This window comes from Thermofilum sp. (assembly GCA_038741495.1).
Lineage (GTDB): Archaea > Thermoproteota > Thermoprotei > Thermofilales > Thermofilaceae > Thermofilum.
This window is the reverse complement of record JAVYKX010000001.1, coordinates 188595-204969: the sequence shown is the minus strand read 5'-3', so window position 1 is coordinate 204969 and position 16375 is coordinate 188595. Positions and strand designations below refer to the sequence as shown.

Here is a 16375-nt window from a genome sequence, read left to right as displayed (position 1 = left end):
GCTCACGCAGCTACTGCTACGAGCTTTTCCTCGAGGATGCCAGAAGAATAGCTTTCGCGATATCGCCTCCAGCCTCTCGGAGAGCGGCTCTCGCCTCCTCAAGGCTGCAGTTCGCTTGAGCCGCGACGAGCTGGACATCCTCCTCGCTTACCTCGAGCTGGGGAGCAAGAGGGGACTCCACCTCCTCCCCCGACACTTGGTATATTCTCCCACCTCCCTTTACCTCTATCACGCTGACCGCCGGGTTACGCAGGGTGATTACGCGATCGGGTAAGCGGATCTGCACTTCCAGAACGTTGTCTAGGCTCTTCACGCTTAAGCCCATCCTCTCGAGCAAGCGTCTCTGCTCACGCGGGCTGATTCTCTTCACAATCTCAAGCCTCGAAAAGAGGGAGATAAAACCATTAGCCCTGCTTGCTCAGAGCCTGCTCCACGGCGGCTCTGAAGGCGTCCTCGAGGTTCGCGGTGTTCTCCACTTTACCCTGGAACAGGTCCCTAACTCCGCCACCCTTGCCCCCTAACCTCTCGCAGAGAGCCTTACCGAGCTCGCGGGCATCAAACTCCTCAAGGAGGTCGTCCGCCACCTTGAGCGCGATATCGCCTCTAGCGTTGTAGGCGAGAACTATGCTCCCCGGATAGCTCCTCCCGAGCGAGGTCGCAGCTTCGCGCGGCGGCGTATCTCCCGATTCTACGATTACCGCCTTCACGGCTTTAGGCGGGCTCCCCAGTGTGAACTCCCTCCGCGGGAGACCACCTTTAGCGATCTCCTCCCGTAACCGCTTAACCTCCTTCTCCAGCCTCTCGACCTGCTCCTTGAGCTCTCTCACACGCTCCACGGACTTGTCGCAGGGTACTTCCAGGTTTCTGCAGAGCTCTTTGAGCTTCTCCTCAGTTTCCCTGATGTAGTTCAAAGCCGCGAGCCCGGCGCAGAAAGTGACTCTGACAACACCATCCTGGATTCTGTCGAAGCCCAGGATCTTGATGGGGCCTACCTCTCCAGTGTAGTCGCAGTGGAGACCACCGCACGCTTCGGCATCCCAACCCTCTATCTCTACAACCCGCAGGACAGGCTCGGGGACTGCTCCCCCCTGGTACAGCGTGAAGCCGTACTTCTGCTCTGCCTCGGTGCGCCCCAGGAACACCTTCCTGACTCTTCTGTTCTCCATGACAACCCGGTTGGCGAGGATCTCGATCTCTCGCGCCTGCTCGGGTGTCACAGGCTTGTGGTGCGTGAAGTCGAAGCGCACGCTCTCGGGCGTCTTCTGGGCTCCAGCCTGCCAGACGTGCCTGCCGAGTACCCTTCTCAGAGCACCTAGCACTATGTGAGTGGCTGTGTGGTGTCTCATGAGAGCAAGCCTCCTCTCCATGTCCACTATGCCCTCAACCTCGCTGCCGACCGGAGGCAAGTCTCCCGAACAAGCATGGAGCACTACGTTGCCCACTTTCCTCACCTCCTCCACGCGGCAGATCCTCCCGTTAAAGGATAGAACTCCCTGGTCGTAGAGCTGCCCTCCTCCTGTGGGGTAGAATGCTGTGCGGTCAAGAATCACGTAGCGGCCGAGAAGCACGCCCAAGACACGCGCCTTGAACCTCTCTAGCTTCTCGTTCTCGTAATACAAAACCTTCGTTGGAGGAAAGCTCTCCAAGAGCTGCGGGTCGACGAGAGGAGCGGCGGGAACTGCCTGAGCGGGTGCAGCTCTGCTCCTGAGCTCCGCGAGCTTAGCGTAGAAGCCGGTGACATCCACGTCCAGCTCCCTGGCTTTAGCCTCCTCGGCCACAACCTCTGGAGGCAGCCCGAGGGACTCGTAGAGCTTGAGCATCTCTTCAGCTGGAATCTGCTTCAGCCCCCTCGACTCGTACTCGCTCAGGATGCTTGAGAGCGCCTTCCTGCCCCTTTCGAGCGTCTCCCTAAACCTTTCCTCTTCGTGATCGACGATGTCGACTATCTCGTCCAGAACCTCGAGGTGCTCTGGAAAGTCGCTCGACCAGATCTCGACTTGCTTAGCTACGAGCTCCGACAGGGGGACCTCCAGGCCGAGACGGCGCTTAAGCCTTAAGCTCCTCCTGATAAGCAGCCTTGCCAAGTACCCTGCGCCGCTGTTGGACGGCACGACACCGTCCCCGATCATCCAGGCGAGAGTGCGCGTGTGATCAGCTAGAGCGTAGATAGCCTCGTTGGGCTCGAGAATCTGCTTCACGTCTTCGTAGCTCATTCCGAGCCTTTGGGATATCTCTTTGAGGAGCTTCTCGGCAGCGAGGGGGTTCTTGTAGTCCAGTACGCCGCTCTTCCTAGCTAGGCTTAGGCCGAGATCCCTGGGAGGCTGGGCCACTCCAGTCTCACTGCGTAGGTAGGTGATGAAAGGCTGAAAGATCGATTCGTAAGCGTTGAAGCTGCCTGTGAGGAGCCAGTAGATCCTCTCGAGCCCATACCCAGTATCAACGATCCTGTTCCGCATCGGTGAAAAGCTGCCGTCGGGAAGCACCCTGTAGTGCATGAAAACGAGGGTAGCCACCTCTAAGCCTCTCACAATTACCTCGTAGTCCTCTCCAGCGTTCCCACCACCGCTCCAAACGTCGAAAATGAAGGTTATCTCCCTGGGGTTCACCCCGTAGCTTTTTGTGAATAGCTCGTAAGCGTACTCAACCGTCTCGTTGGCCCAGTACACGTTGATTCCGCCGATGTTGAAAGCGTGGTGCGCCATCATTTCGAAGCCGGTGAAGTGCCTGCCAGTCCTGCCCACGTTCTCTAGATCCGTGAGCCTGATACTCGGCTGAGAAATTACGAGAGGGTTTGCGGGCGGCGGCACCACGCCCTCCGTCACCCACGGCTGGAAATCGTAGATAGAGGCCCCGACGAGGTAAACGTCTTCGCGCCAGCGTGCTACAACGGGGTATCTCCTCACGGGGGTGTGGCCCCGCCTGCTAAAGAAGTCGATAAACCTAGCTCTGACCTCGCTGGGCGAGCTTACAGCGGCGCCTACCCTCTCGCCTATGAAGGAGTACTCCTCGCAGGGTTGATCGCCGCAAACCTCCCTGTCAGGATCGAGCGTCCAGAAAGTCCTTCCGCAAACTTTACAGGTCTTTTTAATCCAGCCATTCTCGACGAAGAACGGCAGGTTAAGGAATTCCTCCTCCATTCGCGGCCCCGCAGCCCTAGCCGTTAAAACTTCCTCTTATTAAATCTGCGCTGAAAGCTCAAAGAGAGGGGTTCCTCCGCCTTACAGCTTCGTAGAGTGCCTTAGCCGCTGCCTCGGCCTTTGCGAGCACTAGTGGTGCAGTCTCCGGAGTCACTATTGCCGCTTCAGCTGCCACCGCCAACGCCTCCGCGCGAGCACGGCGAACCAGGAGGCCGACCACCTCGGGCAGCGGCATAGCGGCGTTAACCGCTAGGTTGAAAGCCTGGGCGTAAGCCTCCCTCAGGCTTTCCTCGTAGCGCTTCGGCTCGAGGATCACCTGGTCGGGAGTAACCAGCCTGTGGTCCATGCAGATAGCTTTAATCCTGAGCTTGCTCTCGATGGGCTTGATCCCCAGCTTGTTAAGCAGCTCAGCCAGCTCCGGAGTTATGACGTCCCCCGCCTTCGCGACAACAGTGTCTTTCGCCACGTAGATGCTGCCCTCCTCGATTCTCGTAGGCACCTTGAGCTTGCCGAAAAGGCTCAGAATAGGCCCCGGAGACATGCCGGTGTTGCCGGCCGGGATCACAATGTCGTTCGTCGCGATATCGCCGGCTCTAGCCTCGCGGACGATCTTCTGCTTCTCGAGGAAGAGCATTATCTCGAAGGGGTTCTCGTTAGTGAAGATAACGGCATTCTGCCCCCGGAGTAGCTTCTCGACACCTTCGACCACTCTCCCCGTTTGCTTCAGAGCGATAAGGAAAACGGTGTTCTTCACCACTTTGAGGCGGCTGCCCCTCTCCTCGAGAATGCTCCTCGAGCTCTTTATGACCGATGTGGGTAAACCCACGATATCCGCTATAAGGTAGTAGCTGTTGCTCTTAAGCAGCGAGATGTACTCCTGAAGCATTCTCTGCTTCCGCTGCCTAGCTCTAGACAGCTGCGCTTTCTCGACAACCCTCTGCAAGCTCATCTCGCAGCCACCTTCTTAGCAACCGCGACTGGCGGGCCCATCGTCACTTTAAAGAATATTCTCGCGATGTTGTGCGCGGGGATCTTCTTCAGAACCTCGTCCAGCACCGCCCGCGCATTCTCCGCAAGCTCGTCGACAGGCTGGTTCTCGGTTCCTATGCGGCATCCGATCTGGGGCTGCTCGCGAGTCCTGATCCTGACAGAGCGCCTTAACCTATCGATAAGCGGAGCTACAGGAGCGTTTGGCGGGACGGGCTGCGGCATCTTACCCCGAGGGCCGAGGTACTTACCCAGCAGCCTACCGATCAGAACCATAAGGTCCGGCTGAGCTAGGAAGAAGTCGTACTCCCTGGCGAGCTTTCTCGCCCCCCTCTTGCTGGAAGCAATCTTCTCTAAGCCATCCCGGTCCAGCACGAGGTCTGCGCCCGCCTCCTTGGCCTTCAGCGCTAAATCTCCGGCAGCTATAACAGCTACTTTCGCCGGCTTGGAAGCGGGAGGATGGGGGAGAGCCACGCTTATGTTCAACCTGTTTTCAGGCTTCTTCATGTCTATATCGCGGAGCACGATGATCATCTCAACGCTTTGGGTAAACCTTCTCTTACGGGCTCGCTTTATCGCGCTCTCGATCGCCTCCTTGAGTTCGCTCAGAGAGTAAAGCTCCTGCGCGCTCACATCTCTCACCCTCTCGCGTACTTCTCGAGCAGCTCGTCGTAGACCCCGCTCTCAAGGTCCTTAATAAATACCTTAGGAGGCTTCCCGTCGATCCGGACGCCCATGCTCTGAGAAGTCCCCGCCACCGCCTTTACAGCGGCTTTCAGAGTTTTAGCCCCGATATCCTTCATCTTTATCTTCGCAATCTTCACAACCTGCTCTAGCGAGAGGTTGCCGACCCACTCTTTAGTGGACTGGTGCGCGCCCTTCTCGACTTTCAGCTCCTTGATTATCAAAGCGGCGGTTGTCGGCGTCCCCACCTCCACCTCGAAAGTCTTCTTCTCCGTGTCGACAACGACCTTTACGGGTACCCTCATCCCCGCGTACTCCTGCGTGAGCTCGTTGATCTTCTTGACAACCTGCATTACATTAAGGCCCAGTGGCCCGAGCGCTGGACCTATGGGCGGGCCGGCCGTAGCTTTACCCCCCTCCACCAGGAAGGTGAACGTTTTCAAGCTCTTCGACAACCCAGCTCACCTATTTCATTGCTACGAACATCGAAGATCTCGTAGCCTTAAGTCCAGGCTCACCGTGCTCAACTTTCTTCGTGGTCTGAGCAAACTCTCCGAGGTAGTGGCCAATCCTCTCGGGAGTTATCTCCACCGGGACGAACTCCTTGCCGTTGTACACGTGAATCGTGAGTCCAACCATCTCCGGCAGTATCACGAAGTCTCTCAAGTGAGTCCTGATGACAGGCTGCTTCTTGCCCCCCTCGACAGCCTTTTTAGCTCTCCTTATCTTTTCCAGGAGCTTTAAGTGCTCCTCGCTTTTCCCCTCGATCAGCGTCCTCCTTAAGCTGCGTCTCTGTCTCGCTGGGAACAGCACCGCTAGCTTCTCCAGCGGCATTCTGGTAAGCTCTTCTAGCGTGTACCCCCTATACATGAACTTGGAGGTGCTCTCCATGGCTAACCTGCCCTCCCTTATCGCAAGCCAATTTAAGTATTGCTGCCCCGTGAGGGCGCGCTTCGCGGCCGGCGGGATGGAAGCGGTGGCGGCGATACTTATTACGATCAATTATGTTTCTGTCTCCTTACAAAAATTATCGTGGTTTATTCATCACTCTACATATGCTCGACATTTGTTGTAATCTCCGATGACAAGGATACTCATCGTCGGAGGCGGGTTCGGCGGATACTACGCCGCCAAGACTCTTTCCAGCGAGTTAGGAGACAAGGGCGAAATCATCCTTGTAGATAAGAGCGACAGGTTCGCTTACCTGCCTTCGCTACCCTACATACTTTCTGGGAAGAAAAAGGTAGAGGAGATCAGTGAGAGCTACCAGGCCATTGCGAGAAGGCTTCGAGTGACCTTCATCAGGGGGGAAGCCTCGTTGGTCGACATTGAGAGGAGAAAGCTAGTTCTCGCTGATGGTCGAGAAGAGGAGTACGACTACCTGGTTCTCGCAGCCGGCGCTACTACAGAGTACTACGGAATTCCCGGCTCCGAGCTGGCTGTACCTGCTTGGAGGCTTGAAGACTACTTGCGCATGATCGACGTGTTGAGAAAGAACCCCGACCGGCTATGCGTTGCAGGCGGGGGGCTAACGGGAGTGGAAGTTGCGGGCGAGCTTGTGGAGGTTTACGGCCCAGGCAAAGTAACTCTTATCGAGAAAATGCCTAATCTGCTTCCCACGCTGAATAACTTAAAGGCGTCTGAGGTTGCGGAGAAGTTCCTCTCGTCCAGGGGGGCGAACATCGTCAAGGGTAAGGGGGTCGTCAAGGTGGCGGAGGGCGAGGTACACGTTGAGGGAGGAGAAAAAATTCCCTGCGACTTGATCATCTGGTCGCTCGGCGTCCGCGCGTCACCAATAGAGTTAACGGGTAAAGTCGAGAGAGTTGGGAGAGGCAGATGGATCGTTGTTAAGCCTAACCTTCAGATACCTGGTTACGACAACGTCTACGTTGTCGGGGACTTGAACCACTTCGCATTCGACACTGACTGCGCAATGAAGATGGCGGAGGAAGCGATACTGCAGGGCAAGACTGCTGCGAAAAACATCGCCCTCCAGGTTAAAGGCGGAAAACCAGTACTAACGCACAAGCCCATATTCCTAGCTTCCAGACCGAAGTCACTGGTTTCACTAGGCTTCGACAAAGCCATCTTAGTGTGGGAAAAAAGGGTATCTTTCGGCAAGACGCCCTACGTGACGAAGATGATGATCGAGAGCTTCGTGATGAGAGACATTAAGGGGAAGATCGCAGGAAGCTTCCTTACGACGATGGAGAGCAGGCTGCTGAAAGCGATCAGTTAACATAAATCTGAAAATCTAAGAGTAAATTTGTTTTAATGTGAAAAGAGGAAAAATTAAAAGAAAGTGTAAAAGCTGGACTTGAGCTCTCGATTGCCTACCGCTGGAGTGCTACGCTGGAGACCTGGAGGCTCCCTTCTTCCTCCCCGTCCTCCTCGGGGCGATGTGGCCGACCTTCTGCCCTGGAGGAGCGTTTCGCGGAGCTGGCGTTAAGCCCTTGGGGTGGGATCCACCTCCCGCTGGGTGCGCGTACGGTGACATCGCCTTGCCTCGCACGGTAGGATACTTGAAGGACTTGGACTTAGAGAGGTGGTAAACCTTGCCCGCTTTGAGGAAAGGCTTCTCCACGCGGCCACCGCCAGCCACAATGCCGATCGTTACGCGCGCATCGCTCTCAACCTCCTTCACTTTCCTCGAAGGAAGCTGGATCAGAGTCTTCCCTCCAGAGTGAGCGAGCACCAGAGCGTAGGCGCCACTGCTCCTCGCGAGCTTTCCTCCATCTCCAGGGCGAACTTCAATATTGCAGACCATCGTACCCTCAGGCACGTTTCCTATAGCTACGATGCTGCCCAGCACGGTAGGCGCGCTAGCCCCGTAGTATATCCTCTGACCTACGGCGAGGCCTTCTGGAGGAATCATCGCGAACCTCACACCGTTCTCCAGCTTAACGATAGCCAAGGGGACTCCGCGCCCTGGTTCGTGGACGAGCTCCTCGACAACTCCTGTTAGAACCTTAGAGCGGAATTCCTCAGCATTGTAGGTAGGGTACCTGGCTGGAGCCACCTTCTTCCAGCCGGGGTTCCGGAACACCGAGCTTCCGCGACCTCTACGCTGAACGAGTAGCCTCTTGCCCACAGCACATCACCCCATCACACTAGACCCATCCGAGTCGCTACCTCGGATGCAGAGTACTCTTTCTTGAGCTTTACGTAGGCTTTCTTCTCGCCTCTAGGGGTGATGAGCGTGTTAACTTTCTCCACTTTCACTCCGAAAAGCCTCTCAACTTCTTCGCGAATCTGCTGCTTAGTAGCCCGCCTGTCCACGATGAAAGCCAGCGTGTTGTTCTCCTCTAGCAGACGCAGCGTCTTCTCGGTTAGAAGAGGCTTCACTATAACTGCTCTACCACTCATTCCCGATCACCCGAACCTCTCCCTTATCTCCTCCAGAGCTCTCACCGTGTAAATTGTGAGGCGGCCGGGGTGCCCGCCAGGAGCTAAGTCCATGACGGAGACAGTCTTAGCGGTTCTCACAGTGACACCCGGCAGGTTCCTGGCAGCTTTCAAAATCCCCTTGCCGCTGTCACTAACAACTATCAGAATACTGACCGGCACCTTGTACCTCCTCCCCCTCATCTTACCCTTACCCGCCCTGACGCGCGTACCGCGCTGTGCCCTCTCCACATCCCTCCAAAGCCCAAGCTTTTCCAACACACCGCGAAGGTCCGCTGTCCTGGAAACCTCCTCGAGAGAGTTATCCACGACTATTGGTAGCGGCTTCTCGGGAACTAGGTGCCCCCTGGCCTCAACAACGGGGCGTATAGCAGTCGCAGCTATCGCCGACATCAGCGCAAGCAGCCTCTCGCGCTTGTTTATTCGCTCGTGAAGCTTCTTCTCAACCTTAGGGGGATGAGCCCTTCTTCCCTTAACAGCTTGGGGGACGCGCGCAGCGCGTAAACCTCCCTTAATTCTCGCTACGCGCGCAATACCGTGCCCCACCCCCAGGCTCTCCGCGGTAGTGCGAAGGCCAGCGAGGGGATCGGTGCCTTTCGGTTGGAGCCTCGCCGTGAAAGCCGACAGGAATGCCCTTCGAATCAAGTCCTTCCTTAAGGGCGTTTCGAAGACCTTTGGTAGTTTTACCTCTCCCGTGACTTCACCCTGCAGGCTATACACGGGAACACTTAAAGAGGCAAGCTTTAGCTCCGCCATCTCGATCACCTAGGCGGCCACGGCTGCGTGCTTATATAAACGACTTTGGGAACCTCCGCTTTCTTCAGCAACCTCACGGGCAGCCTGAGCTTCACAAGCCTCTTGGGTGGGCCAGGGATGCTGCCCTTTACCACGACGTAAGTGCTCCGGATGAGACCGTAGTGCGGCCAGCCTCCCGGCGGGTTAATGTTTTCCCTAGCTATGTCGCCTATCTTCAAAATCGGCTTGTTGTACTCCGTCCTCTGGTGGAAGCCGGTCTGGCCCGCGAACGGCGTATAGAACATCACAGCAGGCTTCTTCGGGCCAACGCTCCCTATCCTGCGGTGCCCTTTCCTGTGCTTATGCCACCTCGGCATCTGAGCAACACCGTACCTCTTTACAACTCCCTGGAGCCCCTTCCCCCTCGTCACCGTAATGACATCACAGTAGTCACCCTCTTTGAATACCTCCGACACGCTAACTTCCTTGCCTAGCAAGCTCAGTGCGTACTCCAAAGCTTTGGGTCCAGGACCACCTACAGCGATTTCGAAAACCTCAGGCTTCTTCTTCCCTATCCCTGTCAACCTAGGTTGCGTAGCGACGATAACCCGCACGTGCTCCACCTTCGGTTTCAATCCCTCTACTTTCTTCAGCTGTTCTTCGAAGGACTTACTCTCCTTAGGTGTCGTGAACACTCTCTCGAGGTCCTCTGGGATCTCCTTAGCCCAGACCTCGCCCAGCGCTTTGAGCCCGTAAGGTGTCCTACCGTAGAGCCGAACACCCACTACCCTCAACGGTGGCACCTCAAGTACCGTTGCTGCGTACACCCGCTCCTGGCCGTAGAATGGACTGCTCTTTTGCATCTCTACGCCCACTATGTGGAGCATGCCCACTTTGTAGCCGGCGAAGCCTAGTAGCCTAACTTCATCCGTCACCGGCCATCTTCTAACCCGCGCTACGATGCTCCGCGCTCTCTTCCTGGGCCAGTAAGCACGCGAGCCTCTGCGAGGTCTGTGTCCCTTAGCCAAGGCGCCTCACCAAACGCGCGAGGCTTGAGCGATTCACACTTTATAAAGCTTTTACTCGCCACGCAGCTTGACGCGGTAGCTCAGTGTAGGCCGAGAGGTCACTGAAGCAGGTCGTTCAGCAGGGAGAGAGCTATCATGACGGCTTCCTCCGTTCTTATAGTCCTGGTTCCCTGAAGGGGCGCCACGTTGACCACCAGACTTGAGAAAGCTTCCAGGTTAAAGCCTTCCCTTCTAGCTATCTCGTGAAGGCCCCTATTCCAGGTTCCGAAAACCAGCAGAAGCATACCTCTCCTCCTCGCTTCCTCCTCAATTCTGCCCCTGAGCTCGCGGAAGGGTACCCCGTACCTCGACGTGAGTACAGTGAGGTAGTCATCCTTAGTTTTGTCGAGCAGCTCTCTCAGGCTGTTGAAGCAGAACACCCTGTAACCCCAGTAGACATTCAGCGAGTTATAACCGGCAACAACCCAGCCGTCCCCCTCCCTCAGGAGTGTTACCCTACTACCGGGCTCAGCCGTCCCCCTCGCCGTGATAGGCTCGCCGAGCCCAGCCTCTACCTCGACCATTCCCCGCTTTCTACGCAGGACAACGCCCTCCCGGTAGGGAAGGTTTTCGCCGCGCAGCTGGTGGCTAGGTATAGCTAGCGGGGGAGCCATCCCTATGAACCTCAGATCTTCGTCCTGCGGAACGAGCAACCGTCTCAAGTACTGAGGAGTCTCAAAAGCTCGCAGGATCTTTGAGAGCCAGCTGCAGCGGATAGATGACTCCTCGTAGATGAAAACTTCCTCCACGCGGAAGATTGCCAAGGCCCGCGCGAGAAAAGCCGCGTGGAGCGTGCGGGCCGGCTCCTTGAGCTGGCAGAAAGTCGAGGAAGGTACCGCTACAGCTCTCCTGATCCGCGGCTTCGGGGGAGGCCAGTTCATGGAGATGCACGAGCTTTTAGCAGCTCCAGCGCCGAAAGCGTTCTGGGCTACTTACCCCCGGCTTTGGCCTTTTCCCGCTGTTCCTTGGTAAGCTCCCTCTTCTTCTCCATGAAGATCGTTGTCCTCTGCCTGCCGCCCATTGCGCTCACCAAGCTTGTGGAATAGCGCTAACTTATCTATTCAACTGCCACCCAGTAAGCCATCTTTCCTCGGCGCTCCTCCCTGACCTTTCCTTCCCGGAGCAGTAGCCTAAGGATGTAGAACACCTGGCTGTGCGATAAACCCAGGTCCCTCACGATCTCTACAGTAGGTATAGGTCCCTGCTTCTTGAGGTACTCGTATATCATCTTCTTCCTGCTGAGCACCTTATCGGTAACCTTCCTCGGCATAGTGTTTCGCCCTAACCTCCAGTGTCGTTATATTAAAAGATTGCTGCCGCCAGAGGTGCTTGATGAATCAGCATTGCTCGAAGTAGATGCGAGTAAAAAATCTATCAGCGGGGCTCTACTCTCAAAGCCCGCGGTGCCTTACTCTCGGAAGAATCGAGCAAGGGTTGGGTACATCTCTAGCGCTCTTTCGCGAGCAAGGATAGAGTAGTACTGCATAGTGATTCCGACGAGTAGGAGTATTCCCGTCCCACCGCCCATCGCTCTCAGTATGTCGCTCAGCACGGCGACGAGACCGACTACGATGCTGCTGAATATCGTTAAGGCCCAGATGTAGCGCTTCAAGATGGAAGCGATAACCTTCTCACTCTTCCTGAAGCCAGGTATCTGCAGCTCCGCCTTAGCCAGCTGCTCTGCCTGGGTCTCTGGGTCCATTCCGGAAGTGATGATCCAAGCCGCGCCGAAAAGAACGCAGAAGAGAATGTAGAAAAGCGCGTAGAGGAGTGTATGAACAGGATCCGCGAGCGCTGCGCCGAGGCTTCTCGGAGCGCTGATGTAGTAGACGAAGGATCCTGGAAGCGGAACCGTACCATGGCTGGTGTAGTTGTACATCGCTATAAGGTTCAACACGGGATTGGTGTTCGCAGGGTTAATTCGGGGCCAGAGAACCTGGGTAAGCATCACGATGTTAGCGTAAAGCGCTCCAACGAGTATTACCGGTATCACCGAGACGTAGAGCAGCTTCAGGGGTATCCTGGCCCTCGCACCTCCGAAACGGGCGCTAGAGACGGGGATGGTAATCTTAGCGCTCTCGAGAAAGGCCAGGAACAGGAGCAGAAGCACCATCGAAATGAAGCTCACGAAATCTGGGTATCCGTGAGGCCTAACAACCAGTATTTTCAGCAGAGTGGAGTTGCCCGTAGTCGCATAGCTGGCTGTAGCGGCGATTAAAGACGGGAAGAAGCCGTAGTAAAGGCCGTCATCCACCGCTATCGGGCTGAAGAGCTCCCAGAATATCTGCTGCGCTACCCCAGCTGCTATGAATAAGCTGACCGCGCTGCCTATACCCCAACCCTTCTCCAGTAGGTCGTCGAGCAGGATGATGATCACGCTAGCCGCGAGAAGCTGCGAGAAGACGAGCAGCTGCTGCGTCGCGGTCAGCACACCGTAGACTCCTCCCAGAACGAACGCTCCAGCTTCGATAGCTGCGAAGAGGATGGCTGTAAGCTTCTGAAGACCCGCGAATGCTCTCCTGCCGGCGGGAGTTGTGAGATCCAAGTTCACTATTTTGCCGCCGACGAGCAGTTGCCATACTATGCCGGCAGTGACGATCGGCCCGATCCCTAGCTCGACGAGCGTCCCCCTCCTCGACGCCATCACTACCCTGAGAACTTCTAGCGGGCCTAAGCCCCCTGCTTCACGGGGGATTCCGTAGAGCGGAATCTGACCCATGGTGAGGTACGCTATGAGCACTACACCCGTCCAGAACAGGCGCTCACCGAGAGTGGGCCTCCTAGCCGGCTTGCTGACCTCAGGCAGTAGGCGGAAAAGGACGCTTACTCTCTCGGACCAGCTCATTACCGCTCCACCGCTGAAGTAATAACTCTACCATTCGCCTGCTCGATTTTAGCGACAGCTTTCTTCGTAGCGGCAATCGTCTTCACTACAAGCTTCCTCGTAACTCTACCTTCTCCGGTGAGCTTGTTAACACCCAGCTTCAGCAGGTCTACGTGGTACTCGTCGCCAACCTTTACAGCTACGCCTTGCCGCACAAGCTCCTCAACTTTCTCGTCCAGCTCCCCCACGTTCATTGTCACCCACTTGGCGACTAGGTTGGGAGGCTGCGTGAAGCCATGGCGGCCGTACCAGTCTGGTGCGTACTTGACAGCCCAGCTCCACTTGTGCTTGTGGTAGCCGACCCGCCCCCGCCCGCCTTTCCTGCCGCTCCTACGGTGCTGCGCTACTCGACCCCACCCGCACGTCCTGCTACCACGGTAGTACTTGCTCTTCTTCTCCCGCCTAACCACCAAGGCGACGCACCCCGACTGCCAGCTAGCAGCGGGTTATTTAATTTTCCCAAAGTATGGAAAGAGCGCTTAAATCATCCTGCGCACAAGCTCGTTTATCCGTGAGCCTCTATAGCCGCACTCTCCTCCCGCGCCGATATTCTTCCTGAGAGTTCCTCGAAAACCGCCTGAGGGGGGTCTAAGCCTGAATACAGGTTTAAGCCCTGGTATATCCTCTGGGGAAATCTTTCCAGCCAGGAGGGCGTCAGCAAGCTCCTCGAAGGAGGAAAAGCCGAGAGTCTTAAGGTAATCCTCTGTCAACGGCTTGTTCCCGGCGATTCTGCCCCTTTTACGCAGAAGTTCAACGAGCGTGTCTTTATCGGGCTCGCCGTACGTGACCACGTTCTCAAGTGTTCTTTTCAGCATGCCTCTAACGTCGGGTGTGTCGCGGAGCAGAACGGCGTGGTATGGCTTATGCAGCCTCAGGAGCGATAGAGCTTTCTCCTCTTCGGGTCGCCTGTCAGGAGACCCTCTCAGCCTGACGACCAGCAGGAGACCCATTACGCACACCTTAGCTCCAGATATCTGGCGTGTAGAACTTGTAAGTCATTTTAAGTGCCTCGTACACGCTCTTAGCCATATTGTGAGTCGTCCTCGTCTCCCCGAAAGCGCGAGTCCAGATATCCTTTATCCCCGCCAGCCTTAGAACAACCTTCGCCGTGTCCGAGGCAACGAGCCCGACTCCCTTCGGTGCAGGAAGGAGTACCACTCGAACGCTCCCACTCTTCCCCTCGACTCTGAAGGGAATACTGTGAGGTTCCCCGCAGAGGCACTCCCAGCTTCCGCAGCCCCGCCTGACGGGAACTATGTTGAGCTTAGCGTTCCTCACAGCCTTCTCGATAGCCATCCCGATCTGCCTAGACTTGCCCATGCCGACACCTACGTAGCCGTTCTCGTTCCCGACAGCAACCGTAACCTGGTACTGACTGACCTCGCCCGAGTCTGTCTGCCTCTGAACGAAGTTAACGCTGAGCACCTCAAAGCGCAAGTCGGGAAGCAGCGCGTCGACTATCTCCACCTCCTTTATCGGCAGCTTCCTGGCAAACACCTCCTCCATGCTCCTTATTTTCCCCTCTGCCACGAGCCTGCCTAGCTCCGTTCTGGGAACCCACTCGCTCCGCGCAGCGATACCCACCACCCCCTACCCGCTCGAGGTTCCGCTTATAAACGCTCCGCAAAAGCGCTGAGAATCCTCTGCTTAACTTCGTCAAAGTGCTCTGGTAGCTTCTCGGGGTCCAGCCCCTGCGCCAGGTAGCTCGAGAACCTTAATCTGAACTCGTCCTCGCTCCTCTCCTTAAGCAGCGCTGCATAGCTAGCGATGTGCTCACCTCGAATTCTGTCGTCGGAGGGAAGCACCTCCTCCCCCACAGGTATCGATAAGCCGCCGTCTAAAGCGCCTTTCACCGCGGCGAACACCCGCGCACCCTTAACCGGTCTGTGAAGACCTATGTCAACTACAGCCTCCTCCACGCCCTTACTCTTAGCTTTTAGCGCGGCGAGGAGACCGAGCAGGTAAAGCGCTGGCGTGTTCTTCCGCGAAGCCTTCCAGCCGTACTTCCTCAGCTCGTTAGAGTGCGCTGCCACGATGGTCACGTCGCCCTTGGGATCAGCCTTAAGGATTTGAACCACAGCTACCCTGGAGAGTACCCTGACGACAAGCCTCGGTTTCCCAGAGAGGATCAGCTTCCTTCTCTTGTAGTAGTTAGTCTTTCCCTCTCTCCTCCTTTTTAGAGCAACCCTGTAGCGCGGCCCTCTAGCCACTCGCACTCCCCTCTTTCAGAAGCCCGTGCTCCTGAAGGTAAAGCTTCAGGTGAGCCCTACTGCGGAAGAAGCCTCCCTTCACGAGGCGGTACACTCTACGCAACGTCTTCGTGTCTATGAGCCCCTTACTCTTAAGCTCCTTTAGCAGCTTCCTCTGAGCGCGAACCCTCAGGATCCAGAGCCTCTTTTCATCGACCTTGGGACCCTTCTTGCTCCCAGGTCCCCGGCCACGACCCTTCCTCCTCTTCTCATGCCTTGCCCGCGCCCTACCTCTAGAAGGCGTGCTGGCTGGGCGTACAGAAATCGCTCCAGCTTTAATCAGCCTCCTCACATCATCCTTGCTAATGGCTGCTGCGACGTCCTCAGCTTTCTCGGGGTCGATCCATACGCGGCTCTCCCCGACCCCGAGGATCTCAGCCGCAAGCCTGCGCGCAAGCCTCAGATCCACTCTTCCCCACCTCTTTAGTTCAGCACGGTGATGCCCAACTCTTCAGCCCTCTTTAAAATCTCCGCCCTCTTCCTTCTGCCGACTGTAGCGGCAATCCTCACGGCCTGCCTCTTGGGGTCAATGCGCTCGAGATCTTTGACGTTATGCACGAGTACCTCCTCGAAGCCGGAGGGGTGAAGGCCTCTCGCCAGCGCAGGCCCCCTGTAGCCTACTTTAACCATGGGCGGGAAACCCTTTCGCTGAAGCCTGATCTTGTTGTCGAGAGAGCGGCGGGGGCTCCTCCACGAGTCGTCTAACCGCTCGAGACGCCAGGAGTTCATCCTCACGAACTCGGGCTTCTTAGACTTGATCCTCTCTCTCACTTCGAGAGCTCTCTCCACCTCCTCATCCAGCTGAGGCCTGCCACTTCCCATGAGCACCACCTCTAGTAAACGTAAGCCAGCAGGACTCCACCGACACCCTTCTCCCTAGCCTCTCGGTGCGACATCACGCCGCTCGGAGTGGATACTATTAGGATCCCTATGTCCCTCGAGGGTAGGTACTGGCGCTCCCACTCCGCGTAGCCGTCCTTCTTCACCGAGAACCTAGGCTTTACGACACCGCAATCGTTAATGCGCCCGTTTAACTTGACCACGAACTTACCCCCTCTCCCATCGTTCACGAACTCATACCCGTCTATGTAGCCGTGCTTCTGCATGATGTTCAGCACGGAGGCAATGAGGTTTGAAGCAGGGTAGATTACGCATTCCCGCTTACCTTTCATTTCGGCATTCTTGATGGACGCCATCGCGTTAGCCAGAGTGTCCATCATCATGAAG

Annotated in this window: 21 protein-coding genes; 1 reads left to right on the top strand and 20 read right to left on the bottom strand. The window is 56.5% G+C overall.

The features are described 5' to 3' along the window. Positions 1-16: 16 nt before the first annotated feature. The 6 genes from QXU72_01230 to QXU72_01205 are packed head-to-tail and all read right to left on the bottom strand — an operon-like array spanning position 17 to position 5810. Positions 17-370 (bottom strand): nascent polypeptide-associated complex protein, encoded by a 354-nt coding sequence (locus QXU72_01230; protein MEM0493869.1) that lies wholly within the window; start codon positions 368-370, stop codon positions 17-19. A 34-nt stretch (positions 371-404) separates the two neighbouring features. Then, entirely contained in the window at positions 405-3137 is a 2733-nt protein-coding gene (gene alaS / locus QXU72_01225; GenBank protein ID MEM0493868.1) for an alanine--tRNA ligase, read from the bottom strand. Between the two features lie 58 nt (positions 3138-3195). After that, positions 3196-4086 (bottom strand): 50S ribosomal protein L10, encoded by an 891-nt coding sequence (gene rplJ, locus QXU72_01220; GenBank protein MEM0493867.1) that lies wholly within the window; start codon positions 4084-4086, stop codon positions 3196-3198. Then, on the bottom strand, positions 4083-4757 hold the full coding sequence (locus QXU72_01215) for a 50S ribosomal protein L1 (protein MEM0493866.1): 675 nt from the start codon (positions 4755-4757) through the stop codon (positions 4083-4085). The genes rplJ and QXU72_01215 overlap by 4 nt, the downstream gene beginning before the upstream one ends. 5 nt (positions 4758-4762) lie before the next feature. Then, positions 4763-5263 carry a 50S ribosomal protein L11 gene (locus QXU72_01210; protein MEM0493865.1) on the bottom strand — a complete coding sequence of 167 codons (501 nt, stop codon included), beginning with the start codon at positions 5261-5263 and terminating at the stop codon, positions 4763-4765. Between the two features lie 10 nt (positions 5264-5273). Beyond that, positions 5274-5810, bottom strand: a complete 537-nt coding sequence (locus QXU72_01205; GenBank protein MEM0493864.1) for a 30S ribosomal protein S19 — start codon at positions 5808-5810, stop codon at positions 5274-5276. 79 nt (positions 5811-5889) lie between these two features. Between QXU72_01205 and QXU72_01200 the strand changes: the two genes are divergently transcribed. Further along, positions 5890-7047 carry an FAD-dependent oxidoreductase gene (locus QXU72_01200; protein MEM0493863.1) on the top strand — a complete coding sequence of 386 codons (1158 nt, stop codon included), beginning with the start codon at positions 5890-5892 and terminating at the stop codon, positions 7045-7047. Between the two features lie 108 nt (positions 7048-7155). Here QXU72_01200 and QXU72_01195 read toward each other — a convergent pair whose 3' ends face one another. From QXU72_01195 to QXU72_01130, 14 genes are all read right to left on the bottom strand, one after another. Further along, positions 7156-7899 carry a 50S ribosomal protein L2 gene (locus QXU72_01195; GenBank protein MEM0493862.1) on the bottom strand — a complete coding sequence of 248 codons (744 nt, stop codon included), beginning with the start codon at positions 7897-7899 and terminating at the stop codon, positions 7156-7158. 14 nt (positions 7900-7913) lie between these two features. Beyond that, positions 7914-8174, bottom strand: a complete 261-nt coding sequence (locus QXU72_01190; protein MEM0493861.1) for a 50S ribosomal protein L23 — start codon at positions 8172-8174, stop codon at positions 7914-7916. Positions 8175-8180: 6 nt separating this feature from the next. Then, a complete protein-coding gene (rpl4p, locus tag QXU72_01185; protein MEM0493860.1) occupies positions 8181-8969 on the bottom strand; it encodes a 50S ribosomal protein L4 in 789 nt (262 codons plus the stop codon). Between the two features lie 5 nt (positions 8970-8974). After that, the gene (locus QXU72_01180; GenBank protein MEM0493859.1) at positions 8975-9976 is read right to left on the bottom strand and encodes a 50S ribosomal protein L3; all 1002 of its coding nucleotides are present in this window, start codon (positions 9974-9976) and stop codon (positions 8975-8977) included. Between the two features lie 98 nt (positions 9977-10074). Continuing rightward, positions 10075-10896 carry an RNA methyltransferase gene (locus QXU72_01175; GenBank protein ID MEM0493858.1) on the bottom strand — a complete coding sequence of 274 codons (822 nt, stop codon included), beginning with the start codon at positions 10894-10896 and terminating at the stop codon, positions 10075-10077. Between the two features lie 176 nt (positions 10897-11072). After that, positions 11073-11285, bottom strand: a complete 213-nt coding sequence (locus tag QXU72_01170) for a FaeA/PapI family transcriptional regulator (GenBank protein ID MEM0493857.1) — start codon at positions 11283-11285, stop codon at positions 11073-11075. A gap of 138 nt (positions 11286-11423) precedes the next feature. Further along, positions 11424-12860, bottom strand: coding sequence for a preprotein translocase subunit SecY (secY, locus tag QXU72_01165; protein ID MEM0493856.1), 1437 nt, complete (start codon positions 12858-12860; stop codon positions 11424-11426). Beyond that, the gene (locus QXU72_01160) at positions 12860-13309 is read right to left on the bottom strand and encodes an uL15m family ribosomal protein (protein MEM0493855.1); all 450 of its coding nucleotides are present in this window, start codon (positions 13307-13309) and stop codon (positions 12860-12862) included. Before QXU72_01160 ends, secY begins: the two co-directional genes overlap by 1 nt. Before the next feature lie 69 nt (positions 13310-13378). After that, positions 13379-13849, bottom strand: coding sequence for a 50S ribosomal protein L30 (locus tag QXU72_01155; protein MEM0493854.1), 471 nt, complete (start codon positions 13847-13849; stop codon positions 13379-13381). A gap of 10 nt (positions 13850-13859) precedes the next feature. After that, complete coding sequence (locus QXU72_01150; GenBank protein ID MEM0493853.1) at positions 13860-14486, bottom strand: 30S ribosomal protein S5; 627 nt, start codon at positions 14484-14486, stop codon at positions 13860-13862. A 23-nt stretch (positions 14487-14509) separates the two neighbouring features. Continuing rightward, positions 14510-15109 carry a 50S ribosomal protein L18 gene (locus QXU72_01145; GenBank protein MEM0493852.1) on the bottom strand — a complete coding sequence of 200 codons (600 nt, stop codon included), beginning with the start codon at positions 15107-15109 and terminating at the stop codon, positions 14510-14512. Beyond that, a complete protein-coding gene (locus QXU72_01140; GenBank protein MEM0493851.1) occupies positions 15102-15557 on the bottom strand; it encodes a 50S ribosomal protein L19e in 456 nt (151 codons plus the stop codon). The genes QXU72_01145 and QXU72_01140 overlap by 8 nt, the downstream gene beginning before the upstream one ends. Positions 15558-15571: 14 nt before the next feature. Further along, on the bottom strand, positions 15572-15970 hold the full coding sequence (locus QXU72_01135) for a 50S ribosomal protein L32e (protein ID MEM0493850.1): 399 nt from the start codon (positions 15968-15970) through the stop codon (positions 15572-15574). A gap of 11 nt (positions 15971-15981) precedes the next feature. Then, positions 15982-16371 carry a 30S ribosomal protein S8 gene (locus tag QXU72_01130; protein MEM0493849.1) on the bottom strand — a complete coding sequence of 130 codons (390 nt, stop codon included), beginning with the start codon at positions 16369-16371 and terminating at the stop codon, positions 15982-15984. Positions 16372-16375: the final 4 nt, after the last annotated feature.

Coding starts and splice junctions, on each gene's coding strand:
- secY (MEM0493856.1), bottom strand. CDS start 12,860: ATGAGCTGGTCCGAGAGAGTAAGCGTCCTTTTCCGCCTACTGCCTGAG.
- QXU72_01170 (MEM0493857.1), bottom strand. CDS start 11,285: ATGCCGAGGAAGGTTACCGATAAGGTGCTCAGCAGGAAGAAGATGATA.
- QXU72_01190 (MEM0493861.1), bottom strand. CDS start 8,174: ATGAGTGGTAGAGCAGTTATAGTGAAGCCTCTTCTAACCGAGAAGACG.
- QXU72_01135 (MEM0493850.1), bottom strand. CDS start 15,970: ATGGGAAGTGGCAGGCCTCAGCTGGATGAGGAGGTGGAGAGAGCTCTC.
- QXU72_01200 (MEM0493863.1), top strand. CDS start 5,890: ATGACAAGGATACTCATCGTCGGAGGCGGGTTCGGCGGATACTACGCC.
- alaS (MEM0493868.1), bottom strand. CDS start 3,137: ATGGAGGAGGAATTCCTTAACCTGCCGTTCTTCGTCGAGAATGGCTGG.
- rplJ (MEM0493867.1), bottom strand. CDS start 4,086: ATGAGCTTGCAGAGGGTTGTCGAGAAAGCGCAGCTGTCTAGAGCTAGG.
- QXU72_01155 (MEM0493854.1), bottom strand. CDS start 13,849: ATGGGTCTCCTGCTGGTCGTCAGGCTGAGAGGGTCTCCTGACAGGCGA.
- QXU72_01175 (MEM0493858.1), bottom strand. CDS start 10,896: ATGAACTGGCCTCCCCCGAAGCCGCGGATCAGGAGAGCTGTAGCGGTA.
- QXU72_01130 (MEM0493849.1), bottom strand. CDS start 16,371: ATGATGATGGACACTCTGGCTAACGCGATGGCGTCCATCAAGAATGCC.
- rpl4p (MEM0493860.1), bottom strand. CDS start 8,969: ATGGCGGAGCTAAAGCTTGCCTCTTTAAGTGTTCCCGTGTATAGCCTG.